Raw genomic sequence first — 20624 nt, 5'->3', positions numbered from 1 at the left:
ACTATAACCCTACTGGCTCAAACCTTACTTTGTCTAACTCAACTTACTATAAATTTTATCCACAAAAAAACGCCAAGGCATTCACCTTAGCGTTAGTATCAATCTTGATATTGGCGTAGTACTTGCTTATTATTTAGCTGAAATAAAACTTACCTTATTTACCGTAAGTGCATAAATAAGCGGTTTCAACTTCAACTTTTACGCCGAATTTTTGGTTAGCTTCAATGGTGAAGCTTTGTCCGGCTGCAAAAGTTTCCCATGAGTCTGACTCTGGCAGCTTGACGGTCAAGGCACCGCTGACAACAGTCATGGTTTCAAATTCGCTAGTGCCAAACTCGTAATCGCCAATTTCCATCACACCCACAGTAGCGGGTAAAGTGGCGGTTTGAAAGGCAATTGAAGTAACTTTATTATCAAAATACTGATTAACGCTGGGCATACTTTGCTCCTAAAAGGGATAGTTAATACACTATCGGAAAATTGGTGTTGGAATACTAGCACGGACGGTAGTTATAGCGACAGGGTGATGATAATAAATAGTTATGGGTTGCTCGTTGTAAGGACGGTAGAGCTAACCTCACCCCAACCCTCTCCTACGAGGAGAGGGCTTTAAAGCGGACTCTACTTACGTTACAGTCAAAGTTAAATATCCGAAAGCCAATCGGTCTGCCGCAAGCTTTGCTTGGTTTCACGGCGGCGCTTTTTGCGAGCGATGGTCACGTCCTCTTTTTCGTGAACACCGCCTTTTTTAAGTAGCGGGTTGAGTGCCAGATAGTTGCGCGGTTTGACTGCACTAAGGGAGGACGATAATGTCCCAGCTGCCATCTCGCGCTCTAGTTTTTTGGCTTGTTTTAACGTGTCTTTTAAACTCATTGATTCTTCCTACTTATTGTCAGCAACTGACTTGTAGCCTAGCTGCCGAATCTTTATTTGGTTGGATTAGCTTATTGTTCGATTGTGTTGCTGACATTTTTATTCTCCTAGTTTGGTTAAAATATGGCATGTCTTATGAAATCAGTAGAGCTAATAGCTTGCTTAGTAGCGCTACATAGTCGTCTTTGGGGATAGTTACAGTTATGATGTCATTGCTATCGTATAAATTACCAAAAAAAACCAAATTAGCTTCCTGTTGATAGACATAGAAGGATGCTCGTTTAGTTGACAAGTCATAAGTAAAGAAATCTGAACACATCTCTACTTGCTCATGGATTTGTGTCTCTTGATTATGTATATGCTCGAACAATTCATCTATCGCATATTCCTTATATTCATCTTTCAAAGATAAGTCTGTGTCCTGAAAATATTCTATTTCTTTCTTAATTCCATTCACAATCATGGGATAATAATGTGAATTGTCTTCATAGGTTAGGTGATGGTTGCCTATATAGATATCGACAATGCCCATACTATTATTTACACCGATAAAATCGTAAGCAATAACGTCCTTATTACCAATTAACATTCTATTTTCCTAGTTTGGTTAAAATATGGCATAACTTAATGAATATAGACTAAAGCGTTAGCTTAGCTGACCATAATACGCTCCACTAACCCCTAAGAGACTCGCAAAGCGTTTTAAGTCTCTTTGGCATCTCTCCTCCCGTGGCAATAAGGGTATCGTGATGATTAATACAAATTAGCCACTCATATTTTTTGGAAACGAAGTAAAACTCATCAAAAAACTGGGTTTCAAAAAGTACTTTTTGTATTGGTAAGATCTGACCTTCATAAAACCAAATCTTTGACCTTTCTTGCATACTATCAAGAGTACCTAGCCAAATAGTCTCTGTTGGATCTGTCAAGGTAGGCAAGTAGGACTCAGGTGCCTCTGGTAAAAAATCAGTGGAATATACTTCCTGTTTAAAACTAAGCCATAACCTTGTGGGACGAGTTATTCTGCCCTCAAGTTGACAAAAAGTTTGGTAGATATTCTCTTCAATACCTTGATGGTCTTCATACGGTGACAATGCCCGAAACTCTAAATCATCAAGATTTAGCTCAGTCTTTAATTGCATTATTTCTGCTCGTATATCAGACCACTCCTTGGATTGAGGTCTTTGTTTACCGTTTTTATTAATAAACGGATAATCTTTCATGAGTTCCTCCCAAAAATTTTGTAATCGGACACTTAAGACAGACGGTAGAACATGCTTAAAGTGTGGTTAGTTTTTGCTGTTACCTCTGGAAGAGGCGCGGCCATAGTCTTTAAAGAACGCCTACCTTTGACTCGCATATTTCATAATATCTAAAAGACTGGGATATTAAGGCTAAAGATTTAAAATCCATCCCCGACCCTTCCTTTACAAAAGGAAGGAGGCTAACCCTTAATACACATAACCTGCTTCAGCGTATGCACCACTTCCACCAAGTCGGACTGGTTGGCCATCACCTCGTCGATGTCTTTATAAGCCCCAGGGATTTCGTCTATCACGCCTTTGTCCTTACGGCATTCGACGCCTTCGGTTTGCGCCTTCAGCTCATCAATCGTGAAGGCGCGCATGGCCTTACCACGGCTCATCTTACGCCCTGCCCCATGTGAGCACGAGCAGAACGATTGCGCATCACCAAGACCACGCACAATAAAAGATTTTGCGCCCATTGAGCCGGGGATGATGCCCAGTTCTCCGGCATAAGCACTGATCGCGCCCTTGCGGGTGACAAACACTTTCTCACCAAAGTGGACCTCTTCATTGACATAGTTGTGATGGCAATTGATCGCTTCTTTGGTCAATTGGAAACGTGGCAGTCCAGCTTGCGGCGCTTGCAACGCATTGATGACGAGGCGCATCATCTCTTTGCGGTTTTCCATCGCATAGTCCTGCGCCCATTCCACCGCCTCAACATAATCGGCAAAGCTATCAGAACCTTCTGCGAAATAAGACAAGTCTCTATCAGGCACATGACCGAAGCGCGATTGGCGTTCTTTTTTGGCGAGGTTGATAAAATACTGGCCGATGCAATTGCCCAGACCGCGACTGCCAGAATGCAACATGACCCAGACGTCGTTATTTTCATCGAGGCACAGCTCGATAAAGTGATTGCCGCCACCGAGGGTGCCCAGCTGCTTGGCCCAAGTACGCTCAAAACCTTTAAGCATCTTGATAAGGCCAGGATGCTTATCTGTGATTGGTTTCAATCGTTTCGCTAAGGGATCTAGCGTGGACATCTTGGCTTGAATTTGCTTGTGCATATTAAAGCCGACCGGTACTTGCTGCTCGACCGCCAATCGTAGTGACTTAAGACTGTCAGGCAGATCGCTCGCGGTCAGCGATAAGCGCACGGCGTACATACCGCAGCCGATATCAACGCCAACGGCTGCCGGAATAATCGCCGACTTGGTAGGAATCACGCTGCCGACAGTTGCGCCTTTGCCAACATGCACATCGGGCATCACCGCAATGTGCGAGTGGACAAACTCCAGCTGGGCCATATTGCGCAGTTGCTGAATAGCGCCCTGCTCCACATCGGTGGTATAAATCTTGACCGGTACGCCATGTTTGCCGCTAGTATTTAAAGTGAGTTGAATGCTCATGAGTTGTTTCTCAGTATTATTTTAATTTTATACGGTATTTATTTAAACCTGCCATTTATTAAATTCAGGCAATAGTTACCTATACTATTTAATTAAAAAAATTAAATAGGTATTTAATAAATTTTAGGCGTGAAAATACCGTGGTTTTATTTATCCCAATTACAGGATTTAATAAAACTTAGCTAATTTTTATAGGGGAAGATTTTTTTAAAAATATGGCAAGGCTAATCTCAGCCAATGAGTCGTTACAGCCGTAAAAAAGCTGTGCAGACAGACATTGGGAGGATTGCAAACATCGACAAGATAGGTGAGACCAACGCCAGTTACGCGCATAAGCACTTATGCACTTAGGTATAACAATATTTGCGCGCTAAAGTGAATTAGCACAGCACACTGGGTATTAGGGTCTCAAGGTATGACTTAGGTAGGGGTAAAGCAATATTACAGAGGGGCTATGGGATTGATCGGTATAGAGTACCGAAATCATAGCAGCTGCTTAGCCAAACCTTACCGAAGTCATCGTCGTGTCTTGCTCAATCTTTAAAAACGTCTTGCTATTTAGATAGGACATAGTGATTCCTCCGTCGGTTATGGCTGGGCTTATAAAGATAAGCTAGCGAGTTATGATGAGTCATTAACTTGGCCTGATGGCGCGAGTGGTTAATGAGTAAGTGCGGTAATAATAAACGTTTAAAATTAAATGTCAATATTATTTTTATGTTTTATTTATAATAATTATGCTGTGGCTATCCTTCTATTATTTATTTTATATAATGAAAAATTATTTTTATTGGCTATCGACAATTACACTTTCTAATTATTCCGTGGTTTGCATCCACGCTACTTTTTATATTCTTAAAACTGGTTTTTTCTAAATCCTCTCCTAGCCCCTCCTTTGGGAAAGGAGGGGTACCTATATTTTAATATACGAATGTAGGCTGACGCTTTTCTTCATACGGTGGGTTACGCTTCGCTAACCACACGCTACATCATCATATTTTCTCAACCCGAGAGTTGCACCCACACTACAAATTATTCAAATTTCAGCGCAAAAAAAACGCTATCAGTAAGTACCAATAGCGATTTTGGCTTTGCCGCCCTCTCTTCGCAGGAAAAAGTTTGGTTAAGGTGTCTTTTGCTAAGCCTAACTCTTTACCGTCTTCGCATGCACCCAATAGCCAACTAGCATGGCTGCGAGGAATAACATGGCTTCAGAATAGCCGGCTAAGGCAGTAACTAAGGCGGGCGCTGGGCAAAACCCTAACATACCCCAACCGATACCAAATAACATGCTGCCGATGATTAGTTTCGGGGTAATTTGGCTAGCCGTGGGCAGCTCAATATCATCACCGTTAAGGGCAGCTTGATGCTTACGGATACGGTGCTTCACGTAAAAGAACGCCGGCATGGCCACGGCAATCGCAGCCCCCATCACTAACCCTAGCGACGGGTCCCAACGATCAAATACACGTAGGAACGCCACGACTTTATTAGGGTCTACCATCTGCGCGATAATAAGACCAATGGCGAATACAATCCCAGCGATAAAGCTGATAACGAGGGTCATGGTTCGGTTCATAGTGAGTCTCTCCTACCGTCTTATAAAAGCGCAAATAGCGAGGCGGTAGCAATACCACCAATCATAAAAGTTACCGTCGCCGCCACTGAGCGCGTCGATAACCGCGAGATACCACAAACCCCATGACCACTGGTACAGCCTGAGCCAAGACGGGTACCAAAGCCGACTAAGAGACCGGCCAAGATAATGCGCCAAACGGGCTGATCAATGGTTAACTCTGGGAAACCAATAGTCATAGCATAGCCCCAAGTCGCCAGCGCCATCCCGATAAGGAAGGCCATCTGCCAACTGAATTTGGGCAGTTGCGTCAACATACTATTCACGATACCACTGACCCCGAGGATGCGGCCGATACCGATGATAAGAATAGCTGCGGCCAGACCTATTAAGGCACCGCCAAGCAAGGCGCTACCCGGGGTAAAGTTTGCAAAATCTATCCAAGTGTCCATGCGCCCTCCTAATAGAGCGTAAAATCATAATAAATATGGTGATAAAGGTATGAGGTATGAGTTAACCGCTCAAAGACATAAGCTCTGAGCAGCTAAGCTAATGAGCAGCTTTGGTAGATTGGCAAAGGCTGTTCAGACGACCGTTAAAACTGGCTATTAAGCGTCTTTGGCAGGACCGCAAAAGCGCTGATAAAGCACTTCCATCACAGCCATAGCATCTTCGCTAGCAATGCTGTAGTAAATTTGACGGCCTTCACGGCGAGTCAAGACCAAATCATGCTCGCGCAATTTGCCCAATTGCTGCGATAAACTCGGCTGCTTAATGCCCGTTAGCGTCTCTAAATCTTGCACACAAGCCTCGCCCTGCACCAGTTGGCATAGGAGCAGTAAGCGATCGGGATGCGATAGTAATTTCAATAAATTCGAGGCATCTGTCGCGGCAGCTTTGAGCTGATCGAAATCAATTTCGGCGACAGGCGCTGCCACATCTAAGGTAGACAAAGTCATGATAAATTTTCCTTTGGAGCTATGAACACGGTGAGCGCTATCTTAATCAGCAAGCGCTTTATAAGAAAGCCAATTTATAAGAAAGCGAAAGCACCCGTTCAATCACAGTGTAGATGATTATAAATCATTATAACATTAAATATTATATAATTTTGTATATTATTAGGTATTTATTTTTAGTTGCCCGCTTACGGCTGAGCATTTTCAGTAATGCCTTGCACATAATCCACACACAAGTCAGAGAAAGCCTGTGCTTGTGGCGAGATACTTTTTCCCGCATTGCTGAATATCCCAATTTTCCGTTGTAATGCAGGCTCTAGTAGAGACAGCCAAACCAAGGTGGGCTCATGGGCCGGAAAAGCCAATTTAGGCAGCGTGGTGATACCCAACCCGTGCTTGAGCAAAGAAAACAGCGAGGTAATATTTTCTACGACATATCTTGGTTTCTGATTCAGCTCTTGTGCCGCTGTGCCCTCCAATAGACGACAAGTCCCATTATAGATAAAAGGCTGCGCTACTAAATCTTGCCAAGTCACCCCATTGGCAAATTGAGCCAAAGGATGATCGATAGTGCAAACCACACCTACGGGATCGGACAGCAAATAGCGAAAGTCTATCTCAGCCGAAGCTACTGACGTATAGTTGCCGAGCGCAATATCTACCTCTCCTGCCAGCAGCCGCCTAGTAACGCCAACGGAACTGTCATCGACTAAACTGACCTCGACATTGGGATAGCGTTTAGAGTATTCGGCTAAGACATTCGGTATCAGCTTAGTCGCCAGTGAAGGTACGCTCGCAATACGCACCTTACCCTGCTCACCAATGGCGGCCGCCTTTAAATCGGTCTCTAATATCTCATAAGAGGTCATAAACTGCTGAATTTTTACTAGGCATACCTCGCCAAAAGGGGTGAGTGTCGCCTTATTGCCGCGCTCAAATAAACGCTGCCCTAAAATCTCCTCTAAAGCCTTAATCGATGAGGATAAAGACGCCTGTGAGCGATTGGCTTTACTCGATGCTGCTCGAAAGCCACCTTCTGCGACCACCAGTAAAAAATGCCGCAATTGCTGTAGTTTTATATTCATAAATCTCTCTTTTATCTGGCTTAGATCGCGCTATCATCTCGCAGTGACTGATAGATAAAATCTATCATAATTAAAATATAACTTGTTAGATTTATCACTTACTGTGGCGTAGCATACAGGGTAATCCTCAAGCGCTTCTATTAATATTGACGATAATAGTAAGGATGGACGAGGTAATAATATAATCAGGATGACCCCATGAGCAACACAACCCCAAAAAAGACCCCCGTGAAGACCTCTCTTTATGCTTCCAAAGCCCCCTTAGAATGGGCAGTGACCAGCCAAGGGACGCTTTACACCGCACAGATTCCTATCGATGAAACCGGCAGTGTGGTCTCAGGTGGTATCGAGCCACAAACGCGACAGACTTTCGAAAATCTAAAACACACACTAGCTTGCGCAGGCGAAGATATGGATTCGGTGCTGCAAGTCTTAATCTATGTCACGGATCGTAGCTACCTAACTACAGTCAACCAAGTTTATGCCGAATACTTCACACCGCCGTATCCCAATCGCGCGGCAATGGTAGTGGCTGGGCTCGCCCGCGAAGAGATGTTGGTAGAGTTTGTAGTCTATGCTGCGACGGCCACACCTTAATTCAGCAACCAGCCAATAAGCAGAACCAGGCAATAAACTTTTCGCAAATAACCTTTAATTTTATTTTAAACCGCCTCTCATTTTATTTTTAATAGTCTTTGATTTATTTTAATTCACTTTTAGCAATAGGACTTTTTATGACCACGCACCCTACTGAAAACGCCCTCTATATCAATGGTGAATGGCGCACAGGCGACCACACTGTGACCAATATTAACCCCTCTGATATCAGCGAAACCATTGGCGAGTATGCGCAAGGCAATGCCGAGCATGTGCAAGAAGCCATAGCAGCAGCGCGGCAAGCACAACCGCTGTGGGAGCGGACGCCTATGGAGCGCAAGCAAGCCATCTTGCAGGCTATCGGTGATGAAATGATCGCTCGCTGTGATGAGCTTGGTCGCCTATTGTCTCGTGAAGAAGGCAAACCCTTTGCTGAAGGTCGCGGTGAGATCTATCGTGCAGGTCAGTTTTTTCATTATTTTGCCGCTGAAGTATTGCGCCAAATGGGCGATCTTGCAGACTCAGTGAGAGCTGGCGTAAAGGTCGAAGTGACCCGCGAAGCAGTAGGTGTTGTGGCCATTATTTCCCCATGGAACTTCCCTACAGCCACTGCCGTCTGGAAGATTGCTCCCGCACTCGCTTTTGGCAACAGTGTCATCTGGAAGCCGGCTAACCTCACTCCTGCCAGTGCCGTCGCCATGACCGAAATTATTCATCGTCATGGTCTGCCACCGGGTACGTTTAACTTGGTATTGGGCAGTGGCAGTAGCGTCGGTGATGCTTTGATTAACTCGCCAGATATAGACGCGGTTAGCTTTACCGGCTCGGTGCCTACGGGTCGCAAAGTCGCTGCCGCAACAGCGCCTAACTTTGTACGCTGCCAGCTTGAGATGGGCAGTAAAAATGCTCTAGTCATCGCCAACGACGCCGATTTAGAAATCGCTATCCAGGCCACTATAGCAGGCTCTTTTTCAGGTGCTGGACAGAAATGTACTGCCTCCTCGCGCTTACTGGTCATGGACAGCATCTATGATGAATACGTTGAGCTGCTTACAGAGCGTATGAAAGGCCTAAAAGTTGGGCACGCATTAGAGGACGGTATCTTTATGGGACCGGTCGTCGATGACAAACAACTGGCTGCCAACCTACAGTGGATTGACCGTGCCAAAGCGTTGGGTGCGACACTTGCTCATGGTGGCGAGCGCCTCGACATGCCCCATGAAGGCTACTACATGGCTCCTACCCTATTCGTCGATACGCAAAACGACTGGGATATTAACCAAGAAGAAGTGTTTGCCCCGCTCGCCTGCGTCATCCGTATTGAAGATGATATCGAAGAGGCCATCGCCTTAACCAATGCGACTCGTTTTGGTTTGACCGGCGGCATCATCACCCAGAGCTTGCGCAACAGTGCTTTGTTTAAAGAGCAAGTCCAAGCCGGCTGTACGATGGTCAACCTTGCTACAGCAGGAACCGATTATCACGTGCCGTTCGGCGGTCGTAAGTCATCGAGCTTTGGCCCGCGCGAGCAAGGTCAGTACGCCAAAGAATTTTACACGGTCGTCAAAACTACGTATCAACGCGCTTATTAGGCTATTGGCTAGACCGTCAGTTAAAGACCGTGAGTTAAAGACAATCAGGATGTGGCCGGCAACGGCCTATAGGGACATATTATGTATCAGCAGCACACCGTCATTGATGGATTGCAGTATAGCAACTGGACACGCGAGTATTTCTTAATGCTGCAAGCCAGTGGTATCCACGCCGTCCACGCCACCTTGGTCTACCACGAAGACGCCCGCGCCACCTTGACGCGCTTTGCTGAGTGGGATGCTCGCTTTGAGCGCAACGCCGATATTATCATGCCCGTATATTCGGTAGCTGATATCGCACAGGCCAAAGCTCAAGGCAAAGTGGGTATCCTATTTGGCGCACAAAATTGTTCCCCCATCGATGATGAGATCGGTCTAGTTAGCGTGATGCGCCGACAAGGACTGCTCATCATGCAGCTCACTTATAACAACCAAAGCTTACTGGCTACGGGCTGTTATGAGAAAAATGACACCGGCATCACCCGTTTTGGCCGTCAGGTCATCCGTGAAATGAACCGTGTGGGCATGATCATCGATATGTCACACAGCGCTGAGCGCTCCACGCTAGAGGCCATCGAGCTATCCGGGCGTCCTATCTGTATCAGCCATGCCAACCCTACCTTTGCTCACGATGCACTGCGCAATAAATCAGACACCGTGATCAAAGCTCTGTGCGCCAAAGGCGGCTTGCTCGGCTTTAGCCTCTATCCTTTTCATCTGCCCAATGGTAGCGACTGCCGCCTAGAAGATTTCTGCAGTATGGTAGCCCGCACCGCCGATATGGTGGGTGTGCAGCACCTAGGTATTGGTAGTGACTTGTGTCTGAATCAGCCAACCGCCGTCCTCGAATGGATGCGCAATGGTCGCTGGTCCAAAGACATGGATTATGGTGAAGGCTCAGCCAGTAACGCCGGTTGGCCGGACTCACTCCCTTGGTTTGCGGGCAAGTCAGGAATGGAAAATATTTATAACGGATTGTTAAAGACGGGCTTTTCAGATGCTGAAGCCGGTCAAATTATTGGCGGCAATTGGGTAGATTTTTTACAACAATCGCTGACCCCTATGACTGAGCTTAATCAAGCTCATAACCTTACGCCAATTGGCGCCGATGCCTAACTAAGTCTTGCTTAGTTTCAGCCTACCTTAAAGCTAGGTTCTGTCATCGCTATCAGCGCTTTAAACTTCCACTTATCGGCAAGGAAGCCGAGGTCCATACCCGCGACTCTAGTAGTTAAGCTTCGCTGGGTTTGACCCTATGGTTCTTTCAGGGAGCAAAACCATGCCACCTATTAATGAAGTCAATGTTCAGCCCATCACTACCACTAGCCCTGTCCAGCCTACTGACGCTAGCGCTACAGATGCCTTGGGGCTCAAAAACCCTGCGCTTTGGTATAGCGGTGGCTTTATTGCCATATTTGTACTTATGGCGATCTTTAATGAAAAGCTCCTAGCCAGTTTAGTGGACACAGGCTTTGCTTGGTCGGTGAAAATCTTTGGACCTTATTGGCAAATCTTATTGCTCGCTACCTTCGTGATAGGGCTTTTGCTAGCTGCTGGCCGCACGGGACGAGTCGTATTGGGCAACCTTGCCGCTCCAGAAATGGACAACTTTAAATGGATGGCCATCTTATTTTGTACCCTACTCGCCGGTGGCGGAGTCTTTTGGGCAGCCGCTGAACCCATCGCTCACTTCGTCACAGCACCGCCTTTATATGGCGTGCAAAGCGACCCACAACAAGCCGCCTTCAATGCCTTATCGCAGTCTTTTATGCACTGGGGATTCTTGGCTTGGGCCATCGTCGGCAGCTTAACCTCCATCGTAGTCATGCATTTACACTATGACAAAGGCTTGCCGCTAAAACCCCGCACTTTGCTCTACCCTGTGCTTGGCGAACGTGCTTTGACAGGTCATACCGGTGCGCTTATTGATGCTTGCTGTATCATCGCTGTCGCTGCGGGTACGATTGGTCCTATTGGCTTTTTGGGCCTACAAGTCAGCTATGCGCTAAATGCCCTCTTTGGCATTCCTGATGGCTTTACCACCCAGCTTATCATCGTCTTATTTGCTATCGCCTTATATACCCTCTCAGCGATCAGTGGCCTTAATCGCGGTATGCAATTACTCAGCCGTTTTAACGTCATCTTGGCTGTAGCTTTAATGGTCTATATCCTTATCTTTGGCCCCACTAACTTTATCATTAATGGCTATATCCAAGGTATGGGCACGATGATAGATAACTTTATCCCGATGGCGACTTTCCGTGGTGATGAAGGTTGGCTTAGTTGGTGGACCGTATTTTTCTGGGGTTGGTTTTTGGGTTACGGTCCAATGATGGCTATCTTTATCGCCCGTATCTCTCGTGGCCGCACTATCCGCCAACTGATTGTCACCGTTAGTATCGTTGCACCGCTAGTCACTTGCTTTTGGTTCACTATCGTTGGGGGTTCAGGTCTTGCCTTTGAAATCGCTAACCCGGGCAGTGTCAGTCAAGCTTTTGAAGGATTCAACTTACCGGGCGCCTTACTTGCCGTCACTCAGCAGCTGCCCTTTCCCCTATTAACTTCTGTCTTATTTATCATTTTGACCACGATCTTTATCGTGACCACCGGCGACTCTATGACTTACACCATCAGTGTGGTTATCAGCGGTGAATCTGAGCCTAATGCCATGATTCGTACCTTTTGGGGCGTCATGATGGGGGTTACGGCTATCGTGCTAATCTCACTTGGCTCCGGTGGGGTTACGGCACTCCAGTCCTTTATTGTCATCACCGCGGTGCCTGTCTCGCTAATCCTATTGCCCTCCTTGTGGAATGGCCCGCAGATTGCTAGGCAAATGGCCGACGAACAAAACTTATAACAGTAATACATTAAAAAACCCATTAAAATTATGCTCGGTAATGACCCAAGGATCAGGGTCATTACGCTTAACAAGGTAGTTTGCCATGAATACTCAAAACCTTAATACTCCGCTATCTGCCACGCTGCCCCCAGCCCAACCCCTATCCCAACCTTGGTCTCATGACTCGCAGATTACTGCTACAGATGCCCTCTGCCGCTCTCCAAACGTGGTCATGCAGCCTGAAAGACTGGGCGCCATGCACCAGACTCGCTTAAGTTTTGTGCGCCGACTGTTACGTAAGATTGATAGAGAGTCTTGGCAATTAACCAAGCACGTCTGGGCCCTCTCGCCCGCAGGTTTTGGTCATGTCATCTACCGCTTAACCACCCCTAACGCTATCTACCATCTGGTAGTATTCTGCAATGAGATCGCCGATGACGAGCGTAACGACCGGGTCATCGCACAAAAATGGGACGTGACCTTTTGCCTAGTTTACGGTGAAGTCCACGAGGAGCTGCTACAACAACTGCAAGATAACGTGCCGCTACAAGAAGCGGGTCGCAACTCTAATATGGTAATGGTATTAGCGCGGGCGAATAAAAGTGTGCGGGTGTTTGACCATATTGTTAGCAGCTTAGCGCAAGGCGAGCAGCCTGACCCAGAAATCTTGGCGCAAGTCGGTTATATTCTGCGCACCACTGCGGTCTATGGTAATGGCAAATTTGGTATCTATGACTTTACCCCGCTCAAAAATGATGCGGACTTTGGTCAGTCCTTTAGCGTGCAAATGTGTGCGGTCTATCTGCTTAAACAGTTTAGCGTGGACTGGGTAGACTATCTGGCGCAGCAGCGTGGTGGCAGTCAAGCCGTTAGCTTACATCCTCAGCTTAAACGTTATCTGGGCGTTGGCAATGCAACTGGTTTAGGCATGGCACCCTATCTTATTACCCACCCTTGCATCGTCGATCAATGGTTAAGTACTCGTGAGCGCGCCTTAGCGAATGTCTTAGCCAATCCCATAACCCCTGAACCGGTCAAGTATTTACAAAAACTACTGAGCCGAGCTATCCGTCATCTTGATGAAACCGTCACTATTAATGAGCCGCAGCAACAACGCAACGCTCAAGCTGTCACTGAGCTGACCGCGCTAATGGCTGGTTTTAAGGAAGAAAAATCTGCTGTTAATGGCAGTGAAATTACGGGCGCAAATACTGACGGCAATATGAACCAAAACGCTAAAGTTCTAGCTGATAACAATACATGGGGAGCGTTTTTGCAAGCGCATAACGAGCTAAGCTTTGAGGCGCAAGAAGTCCTTATTGCTTGCTTAATGGAGCTGTACCCTGAGCAAGTCGATGCCTTTGAAGATTTAATGAATACCGATGAAAACTTAGAATTGCCCAAAGGTAAGACTATTGCTGATCTTATCGAGGTCTTAGAGCAGCGCTATGCGTGGGCTATTCATACAGACTTTGACAGTAGCGATAATGCCTATTGGTTTTGGTACCGCTCAGAAGATAAAGAAGAGCCGCGCTTAGGCATCCGGGGTCAAGAGCCTGGGGTCGATAAAGAACTGCCGCTTGATATTGCTCGGCAGGTACAGCGTCTATATGCCGCGTTACAAGATACTGATCAATCACAGACTATTGTGGCCTTTATCCTCAAACATCCCAAGTACCGAGCTATAGCACGGCGCGTTTGGACGCTGGGGCACCGACTTATGGGAGATATTCAGATGAATGTGTTGCATAAAGACGCTCTGCCTATGCATCTGCTGCGCTGCAAGCTATCCATGTTCGGCGCTACTAAGTTTGATCCACGCTCTGACCGCTGGGTCCGTGTCACCCTCTTTCAGGGCGCACCGCTATTTGACGAAATCCATAGCGATGAGTGGTTATTCCCGCTACTACCTACCCGTGCTGATCTGAATGCGGATACTTTTATCAATGCAGATATCCCAGTGGCTAGCCCGCTGGTATCGGCTAATTTTGGAGCGCAGTCATGATTGTCTCACACAACGAAATTGTCACTTTGGTTAATAAAGCTTTTCTAGGTATGCACCGCGAGACCGGTGAAGCTGATTTGATTGCGAATATGGTAGCAGAGCTGCAAATGGCTGGGCTAGAAGGTATTCGTCACTTTAATAATGCTAGCGATTATATTTTGACAGAACAAGATGCGCCCATCGATATTCTTTCTGACGGTGTCACAGAGCATGCCGGTGCTCAAGAGTTGCTGACCAGCACCACTATCGTCTTTGATGTGCATGGCAGCAGTATCGCTTGCCACCTCCCCGCTATCCTCGATTACGCACTCGAGCGTATGACAGACTGTCCGCATATTATCTTAGACCTGCATAACTGCCACAACCGTTGGTTGGCCTATGGCGAGCTAATCAAGCTGGCCTCCAAAGGCATCGCGTGCGTCGCCCGTTGGGACAATGGCAGTGCGCCCAAACACACCCTATTTGTGCTAAACCAAGGCAACAGCTACCCTGAGCTGTACTTTTTTGACGACAACCCCAGCAGCGACTATCGTACCCAGGACTTGGTCATTGAATTATCCCTACTGAACTTTGACCTGCCCACTTATCATCGCGATGATTACAGCCACCGCATCAGCTCAGAGCAAATTATCGAGCTACACCAACAGGCCTGGAAATCAGGCATCTATGTAGATGACGCCGAGTGGCAGAGCCTGAAGCAGACCGCGACGAATATTTTGGTAGAGAACAGTGACCAATCGCGCCAAGGTGCGGGCGGGGCGTAAGCTAAAGATCCCGTCCGTCAACCCATTGGCGGCTATAAGGTGCCCGAAAACTGATAGCGATTGCCCGCATGCCACATATTCACATAGGTGACCACTTGCCCCGCAGAATAGGTCTTACGGCTTAATAGTAACGCCGGCGCCCCTTCGCTAATACCCAAAACTTGAGCGACCTCTGCGGGGGCTGCAACCGCTTTGATGGTATAGCTGCCGCCCTCTAAAGGCACGTGCGCAATCAAATAGTCGCTGGTATTGGTCACCCTAAAGTCTTGTTCAATAAAGTGGGGCACCAATTGCGCATCTACCCAGCGCTCTTCGAACTGCATGGCCTCCCCATCGGCGATATGGACAATCTTGACCTCGTCCACCTCTGCGTCTAAAGCGGGCATTTTTTTACCTTCACTAACGATAGCCGCTTGAAAGTGTGCTCTGAGTTTTTCATCGATAGCTCTTAACGGCATACGCTGCGCGCTTAATACTTTGGCTTCATAGGTTTTGTGGGCGGATTTAAGGTCTTCAGCGATGTTTCTCACTTCGACAAAGGTATGGTTAAACTGCTGCTGTGCCACAAAAGTCCCTGAGCCTTGACGGCGCTCTAATACCCGCTCTTCACTCAATTCTTTTAGTGCTCTATTCACAGTCATGCGCGACACCCCAAAAGTGTCTGCTAAAGCAAATTCTGTAGGGATAGCATCACCCGCCTGCCACAAGCCCGAATGAATATTTTGTAAGATACTGTCTTTGATGCGTTGATAAGCCGGAATAGCTTTGGCTTTAGAGGGAGTAGTACCAGTAGACTTGGTCAGCGATTGCTTTTGCGGCCTAGCGTTAGGCTTGGCAATAGGGTCGGATATGGGCGTAGATTTAGACATAGCTGTTCACAGTTTAATGGCTCAAAAAATAAAAAAGGCACGATAAGTCAATCATTGTATATCAATTTCTACAGATCAGGGTCAAGCTCGGAGCGTGCGCTACCGACCGAGCCGTTTTGCTAGTCATTATCCCAGCAGCCACAGCTCCTTAAAACCACCTCCCTATTCAACACGGCAGCTTAACTCTTAACTCTTAACTCTTAACCTCTGCCGCAAAAAAATCCCTCATAGCGGCTGAGGCTATGAAGGATTCGCTACAGTGCTGTAATTCAACACTGCTGGTTTAATGGGCTGGCTAGTTGCTTAGTTGGCTTATAATTTAGCTGACAATCGATAAGTGGCTAAGGCTACCACATCAAATCATCAGGAATCACATAGGCGGCGTACGGATCGTCTTCATCCAGCTCGCTATCAGACTTATCATTGGACACCACCATAAAGCCTTCAAGTTTAGCGTTAATACGATCGGCAAGCGGACGCGGCAGTAAAGCATAGCCAGTCTCTAAACGAGCAATCACCACGTGACCGGCGACGATTTGGTCATATAACTTTTGCGTGACGTCTATTTTTTTAATCTTAGACTCATCGACGAATTGATAAGTGACCTCGCCTTGCGTATCGGTAATCTGATGCTGTTTAATCATCTGCACGACATTGGCTCTTAAAGATTTTTCCTCTAAAGCCTGCTGTCTTTGTTGATTTAACTTTTGGTCTTTTTCTAACTTTTTTGCTTGGGCTTCTGCCAAAGCTTTTTTGACTTCCGCATCGTCTGAGTTGCCGGTACGTTTGGCATGCTCATTCTGTTTGCTGATTTTTTTGGCTTTTTTACTGTCCACCAATCCCGCTTTCAAAAGTTGCGCCTGCAAGGCATTTTTGGCCATAATCGCATTACCTAAATTAGAGAACTTAAATCATAAAATTTCAATAGCCCATGGTAGCAAATTTTGCTCTGCCGTGTTGTCAATTCCGCCTTATCTGTCCCCTGTTCTGCACTCAACAATCCTTATAAATAAATTTTCTCAGTTGAAATATTAGCCGCCAACCCTGCTATCCCGCCCTATCTAGCAGCGCACTTCTTACTTTTTTTACCCCAGCTGCACCTCCTTCGCATGGCCTGTGGCTGTAGGGATTCTCGCTATTTACTGGCTATTATTTTTTATTTTAATCACAATTTTTTTGTCTTTTTTCAGAAAAATTTCTTGCACAATAATTTTTTTCTTGATAATTTGTATATACAAATTAATACCGAGTTTGCTCTTAGCTGCCTTTTGCTGAGCAATCTCAATTTACCCTGTACTAATCTTCAGCATTAAATCCATTGCAACGTTCAAAGGAATGACTATGACCACATCTAAATTTACTCGCCGTGATGACAGCCGTGATATCGCCTCGCCAACCGGTACTGAGCTGACCTGCAAAAGCTGGTTGACCGAAGCACCGTTTAGAATGCTACAAAACAACCTGCATCCGGATGTCGCTGAAAACCCAAAAAGCTTGGTGGTTTATGGTGGTATCGGCCGCGCCGCGCGTAACTGGGAATGCTACGACCAAATCTTAGAGTCGCTAAAGACCTTAGAAGACACCGAGACCTTATTGGTGCAATCGGGTAAGCCTGTTGGCGTATTTAAGACCCACGAAGATGCGCCGCGTGTACTGATTGCCAACTCAAACTTAGTACCTCGCTGGGCCACTTGGGACCATTTCAACGAATTGGACCGCAAAGATTTATTTATGTATGGCCAGATGACCGCTGGCAGCTGGATCTATATCGGTACCCAAGGCATCGTACAGGGCACTTACGAGACCTTCGCGGAAGCCGGTCGTCAGCATTATGATGGCAGCTGGAAAGGCCGTTGGATCTTGACCGCAGGTCTTGGTGGTATGGGCGGCGCGCAACCTTTGGCAGCGACTTTTGCTGGGGCCGTGTCTCTGAATATCGAATGCCAACAGTCGAGCATTGATTTCCGTTTACGTACCGGTTATGTCGATAAACAAGCCAAGGATTTAGACGATGCTTATGCCTTGATCAAACAGCATACTGAAGCCGGTGAAGCGGTATCGATTGCGCTACTGGGTAACGCCGCTGAAATCCTACCTGAGATGGCGCGCCGTGCCAAAGAAAGCCCAGAAGGCAGCTTTATTAGACCGCATCTGGTCACTGACCAAACGTCAGCGCATGACTTAATCAACGGCTATTTACCTATCGGTTGGACGGTAGAGCAGTGGAAAGCGGCGCAAGAAGACCCCAGCCAACATCAAGCGCTCACTGAAGCCGCGGCTGAGTCGTGCGCGGTTCATGTACAAGCGATTTTAGACTTACAAGCGCTAGGCATTCCTGCTACGGATTACGGCAATAACATCCGCCAAGTGGCCTTCGATGCTGGGTTGAAAAATGCCTTTGATTTCCCAGGTTTTGTCCCCGCTTATATCCGTCCGCTATTTTGCCAAGGCAAAGGGCCTTTCCGCTGGGTCGCGCTATCGGGTGATCCAGAAGACATCTATAAAACCGATCAGAAAATCAAAGAGTTATTCCCAGAAAATGACCACGTACACCGCTGGTTAGATATGGCCAATGAGCGCATTCACTTCCAAGGCTTGCCAGCGCGTATCTGCTGGTTGGGCTTAGGTGAGCGCGATAAAGCCGGTTTAGCCTTCAATGAAATGGTCAAAAACGGCGAGCTTAAAGGTCCTATCGTGATTGGCCGTGACCACTTGGATACGGGGTCAGTCGCTAGTCCTAACCGCGAAACAGAAAGCATGAAAGATGGTACCGACGCGGTCTCAGACTGGGCATTATTAAATGGCATGTTGAACGTAGCAGGCGGCGCAACGTGGGTATCCTTACATCATGGCGGCGGCGTCGGTATGGGCTACTCGCAGCATTCCGGCATGGTCATTGTGGCGGATGGTACCGATGCGGCAGCGAAACGCCTAGCGCGAGTGTTGGTCAATGACTGTGGCTCTGGGGTCATGCGTCATGCGGATGCGGGCTATGAGCTAGCGATTAAGACGGCTAAAGATTATGGCTTGAATTTACCTATGATTAAGTAGGTAAGGCAAGTCCTGCCTAGCATACCCTGACCAAGGACGGTCACTACCCCCCTAATACAACCACCAAAATAACGGATAATAATATGACAACGACTAAACAAAACCATACCGCATTAACCTTGGCTCCCAAAGAAATCACCTTTGCCCAGCTGCGCCAGATTTATGACACGCCGGTGACCATCACCCTACCTGCCGGCGCTTATGACGATATTGAAAAGTCGCATAATGCGGTCAAAGCCATTATCGCGCGCGATAAAAGTGCCTATGGGATTAATACGGGCTTTGGCTTACTCGCTAAGACCCGCATCAGCGATGACCAGCTAGAACTACTGCAATATAACCTAATCGTCTCACATTCGGTCGGTACCGGCGAGCGTCTAGATGATGGCGTCGTGCGTTTGATTATGGTCATGAAAGTCGCTAGCCTAGCGCGCGGTTTCTCGGGCGTCCGTCGTGAGGTAGTAGACGGCTTAATCGCTTTGATTAATAACAACATCATCCCTAATATCCCGGCTAAAGGCTCGGTGGGTGCCTCTGGTGATTTGGCCCCATTATCACATATGACGTTGACGTTAATGGGCGTTGGTGAAGCTTATGTTAATGGTGTGCAACTGCCCGCTGCAGAGGCTTTATCACAAGCAGGTTTATCGCCAATTATACTGGCGGCAAAAGAAGGCTTGGCGTTGATTAATGGCACACAGGTCTCGACCGCCCTGACTTTACGCGGCTATTTCCATGCTCGCGATTTATTAGAAACGGCTACGGTAGTTGGCTCACTATCTATCGATGCGGCTAAAGGCTCAGATGCCCCATTTGATGCCCGTATTCACGAAGTCCGTGGTCATCATGGCCAGATGCAAATCGCACAAACGCATCGCCACCTTATTGAAGGCAGTGAGATTCGCCATTCCCACCAAGGCGAAGACGACGACCGCGTTCAAGACCCCTATTGCCTACGTTGCCAGCCGCAAGTTATGGGCGCGTGCTTAGACATTATTAACCAAGCTGGGCAAACCCTATTAATCGAAGCTAATGCCGTCACCGACAACCCACTCATTTTTGAAAATGACGACGGTCCTGTGGCTATCTCGGGTGGTAACTTCCACGCTGAGCCAGTCGCCTTTGCCGCCGATATCTTAGCCCTGGCCATCTCTGAAATTGGCTCCATGTCAGAACGCCGCGTGGCTTTATTAATTGATGCTACCCTATCAGGCGGTCTGCCTCCGTTCTTGGTCAACAACCCTGGCGTCAACTCAGGCTTTATGATTGCTCACGTCACCGCTGCGGCACTCGCCTCAGAAAACAAATCGATCGCCCACCCTGGTAGCGTGGACAGCATCCCAACTTCAGCCAACCAAGAAGACCATGTGTCAATGGCCACTTACTGTGGCCGTCGCTTATATGACATGGTGCAAAATACCGCGACCATCGTCGGTATCGAGCTATTGGCTGCCGCGCAAGGTATCGACTTCCATGACGGTCTAAAGACTTCAGCCCTACTCGAGCAAACGCACCAGCTGTTACGCGATAAGGTCACTTTTTATGATAAAGACCGCTATTTTGCCCCGGATATCGAAGCGGCTAAGCAGTTGGTATTGTCTGGCGATTTGACCACGCATTGGGCGGACCTGCGAGCGGACTGGTATTTACAACACTAAGACTGGTATTTACAACCGTAACTATTAGTTTAGTTCGTTAGACTTGCAAACTAACGTAGGGCAACTGGGGAAAAGGTTTTACAGCTTCCTCAGT

At 47.2% G+C, this 20624-nt stretch carries 19 protein-coding genes; 8 read left to right on the top strand and 11 right to left on the bottom strand.

Annotated elements, in window-relative coordinates; all coding sequences use genetic code 11:
- Positions 1-154 precede the first annotated feature (154 nt).
- The 9 genes from ppnP to ACZ2XM_RS02345 all read right to left on the bottom strand — a co-directional run bounded on the left by ppnP (position 155) and on the right by ACZ2XM_RS02345 (position 7152).
- Positions 155-439: a pyrimidine/purine nucleoside phosphorylase gene (gene ppnP / locus ACZ2XM_RS02385; RefSeq protein ID WP_490588426.1), complete on the bottom strand. Its 285-nt coding sequence runs from the start codon at positions 437-439 to the stop codon at positions 155-157.
- A gap of 203 nt (positions 440-642) precedes the next feature.
- Positions 643-873 (bottom strand): hypothetical protein, encoded by a 231-nt coding sequence (locus tag ACZ2XM_RS02380; protein WP_490588427.1) that lies wholly within the window; start codon positions 871-873, stop codon positions 643-645.
- 133 nt (positions 874-1006) lie between these two features.
- Positions 1007-1462, bottom strand: coding sequence for a hypothetical protein (locus ACZ2XM_RS02375; protein ID WP_490588428.1), 456 nt, complete (start codon positions 1460-1462; stop codon positions 1007-1009).
- An 85-nt stretch (positions 1463-1547) separates the two neighbouring features.
- Positions 1548-2096 (bottom strand): DUF6756 family protein, encoded by a 549-nt coding sequence (locus tag ACZ2XM_RS02370; protein WP_490588429.1) that lies wholly within the window; start codon positions 2094-2096, stop codon positions 1548-1550.
- A gap of 221 nt (positions 2097-2317) precedes the next feature.
- Complete coding sequence (locus ACZ2XM_RS02365; protein WP_490588430.1) at positions 2318-3532, bottom strand: RtcB family protein; 1215 nt, start codon at positions 3530-3532, stop codon at positions 2318-2320.
- A gap of 1144 nt (positions 3533-4676) precedes the next feature.
- Complete coding sequence (locus ACZ2XM_RS02360) at positions 4677-5111, bottom strand: DUF6691 family protein (protein WP_490588431.1); 435 nt, start codon at positions 5109-5111, stop codon at positions 4677-4679.
- 20 nt (positions 5112-5131) lie between these two features.
- On the bottom strand, positions 5132-5560 hold the full coding sequence (locus ACZ2XM_RS02355; protein WP_490588432.1) for a YeeE/YedE family protein: 429 nt from the start codon (positions 5558-5560) through the stop codon (positions 5132-5134).
- A gap of 156 nt (positions 5561-5716) precedes the next feature.
- Positions 5717-6067, bottom strand: coding sequence for an ArsR/SmtB family transcription factor (locus ACZ2XM_RS02350; RefSeq protein WP_490588433.1), 351 nt, complete (start codon positions 6065-6067; stop codon positions 5717-5719).
- A 188-nt stretch (positions 6068-6255) separates the two neighbouring features.
- A complete protein-coding gene (locus ACZ2XM_RS02345) occupies positions 6256-7152 on the bottom strand; it encodes a LysR family transcriptional regulator (protein WP_490588434.1) in 897 nt (298 codons plus the stop codon).
- 198 nt (positions 7153-7350) lie between these two features.
- On the opposite strand from ACZ2XM_RS02345, the gene ACZ2XM_RS02340 reads away from it, so the two are divergent.
- The 6 genes from ACZ2XM_RS02340 to ACZ2XM_RS02315 all read left to right on the top strand — a co-directional run bounded on the left by ACZ2XM_RS02340 (position 7351) and on the right by ACZ2XM_RS02315 (position 14952).
- Positions 7351-7749: a RidA family protein gene (locus ACZ2XM_RS02340; protein WP_490588435.1), complete on the top strand. Its 399-nt coding sequence runs from the start codon at positions 7351-7353 to the stop codon at positions 7747-7749.
- Positions 7750-7886: 137 nt separating this feature from the next.
- Positions 7887-9341 carry an aldehyde dehydrogenase family protein gene (locus ACZ2XM_RS02335; protein WP_490588436.1) on the top strand — a complete coding sequence of 485 codons (1455 nt, stop codon included), beginning with the start codon at positions 7887-7889 and terminating at the stop codon, positions 9339-9341.
- Between the two features lie 81 nt (positions 9342-9422).
- Entirely contained in the window at positions 9423-10457 is a 1035-nt protein-coding gene (locus ACZ2XM_RS02330) for a membrane dipeptidase (RefSeq protein ID WP_490588437.1), read from the top strand.
- A gap of 163 nt (positions 10458-10620) precedes the next feature.
- On the top strand, positions 10621-12201 hold the full coding sequence (locus ACZ2XM_RS02325) for a BCCT family transporter (protein ID WP_490588438.1): 1581 nt from the start codon (positions 10621-10623) through the stop codon (positions 12199-12201).
- 85 nt (positions 12202-12286) lie between these two features.
- On the top strand, positions 12287-14188 hold the full coding sequence (locus ACZ2XM_RS02320) for a hypothetical protein (RefSeq protein WP_490588439.1): 1902 nt from the start codon (positions 12287-12289) through the stop codon (positions 14186-14188).
- On the top strand, positions 14185-14952 hold the full coding sequence (locus tag ACZ2XM_RS02315) for a DUF3726 domain-containing protein (protein WP_490588440.1): 768 nt from the start codon (positions 14185-14187) through the stop codon (positions 14950-14952). Before ACZ2XM_RS02320 ends, ACZ2XM_RS02315 begins: the two co-directional genes overlap by 4 nt.
- A gap of 32 nt (positions 14953-14984) precedes the next feature.
- Here the strand turns inward: ACZ2XM_RS02315 and hutC are convergent, their stop codons facing one another.
- Positions 14985-15821: a histidine utilization transcriptional repressor HutC gene (hutC, locus tag ACZ2XM_RS02310; RefSeq protein ID WP_490588441.1), complete on the bottom strand. Its 837-nt coding sequence runs from the start codon at positions 15819-15821 to the stop codon at positions 14985-14987.
- A 347-nt stretch (positions 15822-16168) separates the two neighbouring features.
- Positions 16169-16702, bottom strand: a complete 534-nt coding sequence (locus tag ACZ2XM_RS02305; protein WP_490588442.1) for a DUF2058 domain-containing protein — start codon at positions 16700-16702, stop codon at positions 16169-16171.
- 454 nt (positions 16703-17156) lie between these two features.
- Here ACZ2XM_RS02305 and hutU point away from each other — a divergent pair, with 454 nt between their 5' ends.
- Positions 17157-18872, top strand: coding sequence for a urocanate hydratase (gene hutU, locus ACZ2XM_RS02300; RefSeq protein ID WP_490588443.1), 1716 nt, complete (start codon positions 17157-17159; stop codon positions 18870-18872).
- A gap of 83 nt (positions 18873-18955) precedes the next feature.
- On the top strand, positions 18956-20530 hold the full coding sequence (gene hutH / locus ACZ2XM_RS02295; protein WP_490588444.1) for a histidine ammonia-lyase: 1575 nt from the start codon (positions 18956-18958) through the stop codon (positions 20528-20530).
- Positions 20531-20624: the final 94 nt, after the last annotated feature.

It is taken from the genome of Psychrobacter sp. CoH-33_TS_01, from assembly GCF_058189395.1.
The sequence above is the reverse complement of the archived record's forward strand: the minus strand, read 5'-3'. Positions and strand labels throughout refer to the sequence as shown.

Coding starts and splice junctions, on each gene's coding strand:
- ACZ2XM_RS02315 (WP_490588440.1), top strand. CDS start 14,185: ATGATTGTCTCACACAACGAAATTGTCACTTTGGTTAATAAAGCTTTT.
- ACZ2XM_RS02345 (WP_490588434.1), bottom strand. CDS start 7,152: ATGAATATAAAACTACAGCAATTGCGGCATTTTTTACTGGTGGTCGCA.
- hutU (WP_490588443.1), top strand. CDS start 17,157: ATGACTATGACCACATCTAAATTTACTCGCCGTGATGACAGCCGTGAT.
- ACZ2XM_RS02335 (WP_490588436.1), top strand. CDS start 7,887: ATGACCACGCACCCTACTGAAAACGCCCTCTATATCAATGGTGAATGG.
- ACZ2XM_RS02355 (WP_490588432.1), bottom strand. CDS start 5,560: ATGGACACTTGGATAGATTTTGCAAACTTTACCCCGGGTAGCGCCTTG.
- ACZ2XM_RS02340 (WP_490588435.1), top strand. CDS start 7,351: ATGAGCAACACAACCCCAAAAAAGACCCCCGTGAAGACCTCTCTTTAT.
- ppnP (WP_490588426.1), bottom strand. CDS start 439: ATGCCCAGCGTTAATCAGTATTTTGATAATAAAGTTACTTCAATTGCC.
- ACZ2XM_RS02380 (WP_490588427.1), bottom strand. CDS start 873: ATGAGTTTAAAAGACACGTTAAAACAAGCCAAAAAACTAGAGCGCGAG.
- ACZ2XM_RS02305 (WP_490588442.1), bottom strand. CDS start 16,702: ATGGCCAAAAATGCCTTGCAGGCGCAACTTTTGAAAGCGGGATTGGTG.
- ACZ2XM_RS02360 (WP_490588431.1), bottom strand. CDS start 5,111: ATGAACCGAACCATGACCCTCGTTATCAGCTTTATCGCTGGGATTGTA.
- ACZ2XM_RS02330 (WP_490588437.1), top strand. CDS start 9,423: ATGTATCAGCAGCACACCGTCATTGATGGATTGCAGTATAGCAACTGG.
- ACZ2XM_RS02320 (WP_490588439.1), top strand. CDS start 12,287: ATGAATACTCAAAACCTTAATACTCCGCTATCTGCCACGCTGCCCCCA.
- ACZ2XM_RS02365 (WP_490588430.1), bottom strand. CDS start 3,532: ATGAGCATTCAACTCACTTTAAATACTAGCGGCAAACATGGCGTACCG.
- ACZ2XM_RS02350 (WP_490588433.1), bottom strand. CDS start 6,067: ATGACTTTGTCTACCTTAGATGTGGCAGCGCCTGTCGCCGAAATTGAT.
- hutC (WP_490588441.1), bottom strand. CDS start 15,821: ATGTCTAAATCTACGCCCATATCCGACCCTATTGCCAAGCCTAACGCT.
- ACZ2XM_RS02370 (WP_490588429.1), bottom strand. CDS start 2,096: ATGAAAGATTATCCGTTTATTAATAAAAACGGTAAACAAAGACCTCAA.
- ACZ2XM_RS02375 (WP_490588428.1), bottom strand. CDS start 1,462: ATGTTAATTGGTAATAAGGACGTTATTGCTTACGATTTTATCGGTGTA.
- hutH (WP_490588444.1), top strand. CDS start 18,956: ATGACAACGACTAAACAAAACCATACCGCATTAACCTTGGCTCCCAAA.
- ACZ2XM_RS02325 (WP_490588438.1), top strand. CDS start 10,621: ATGCCACCTATTAATGAAGTCAATGTTCAGCCCATCACTACCACTAGC.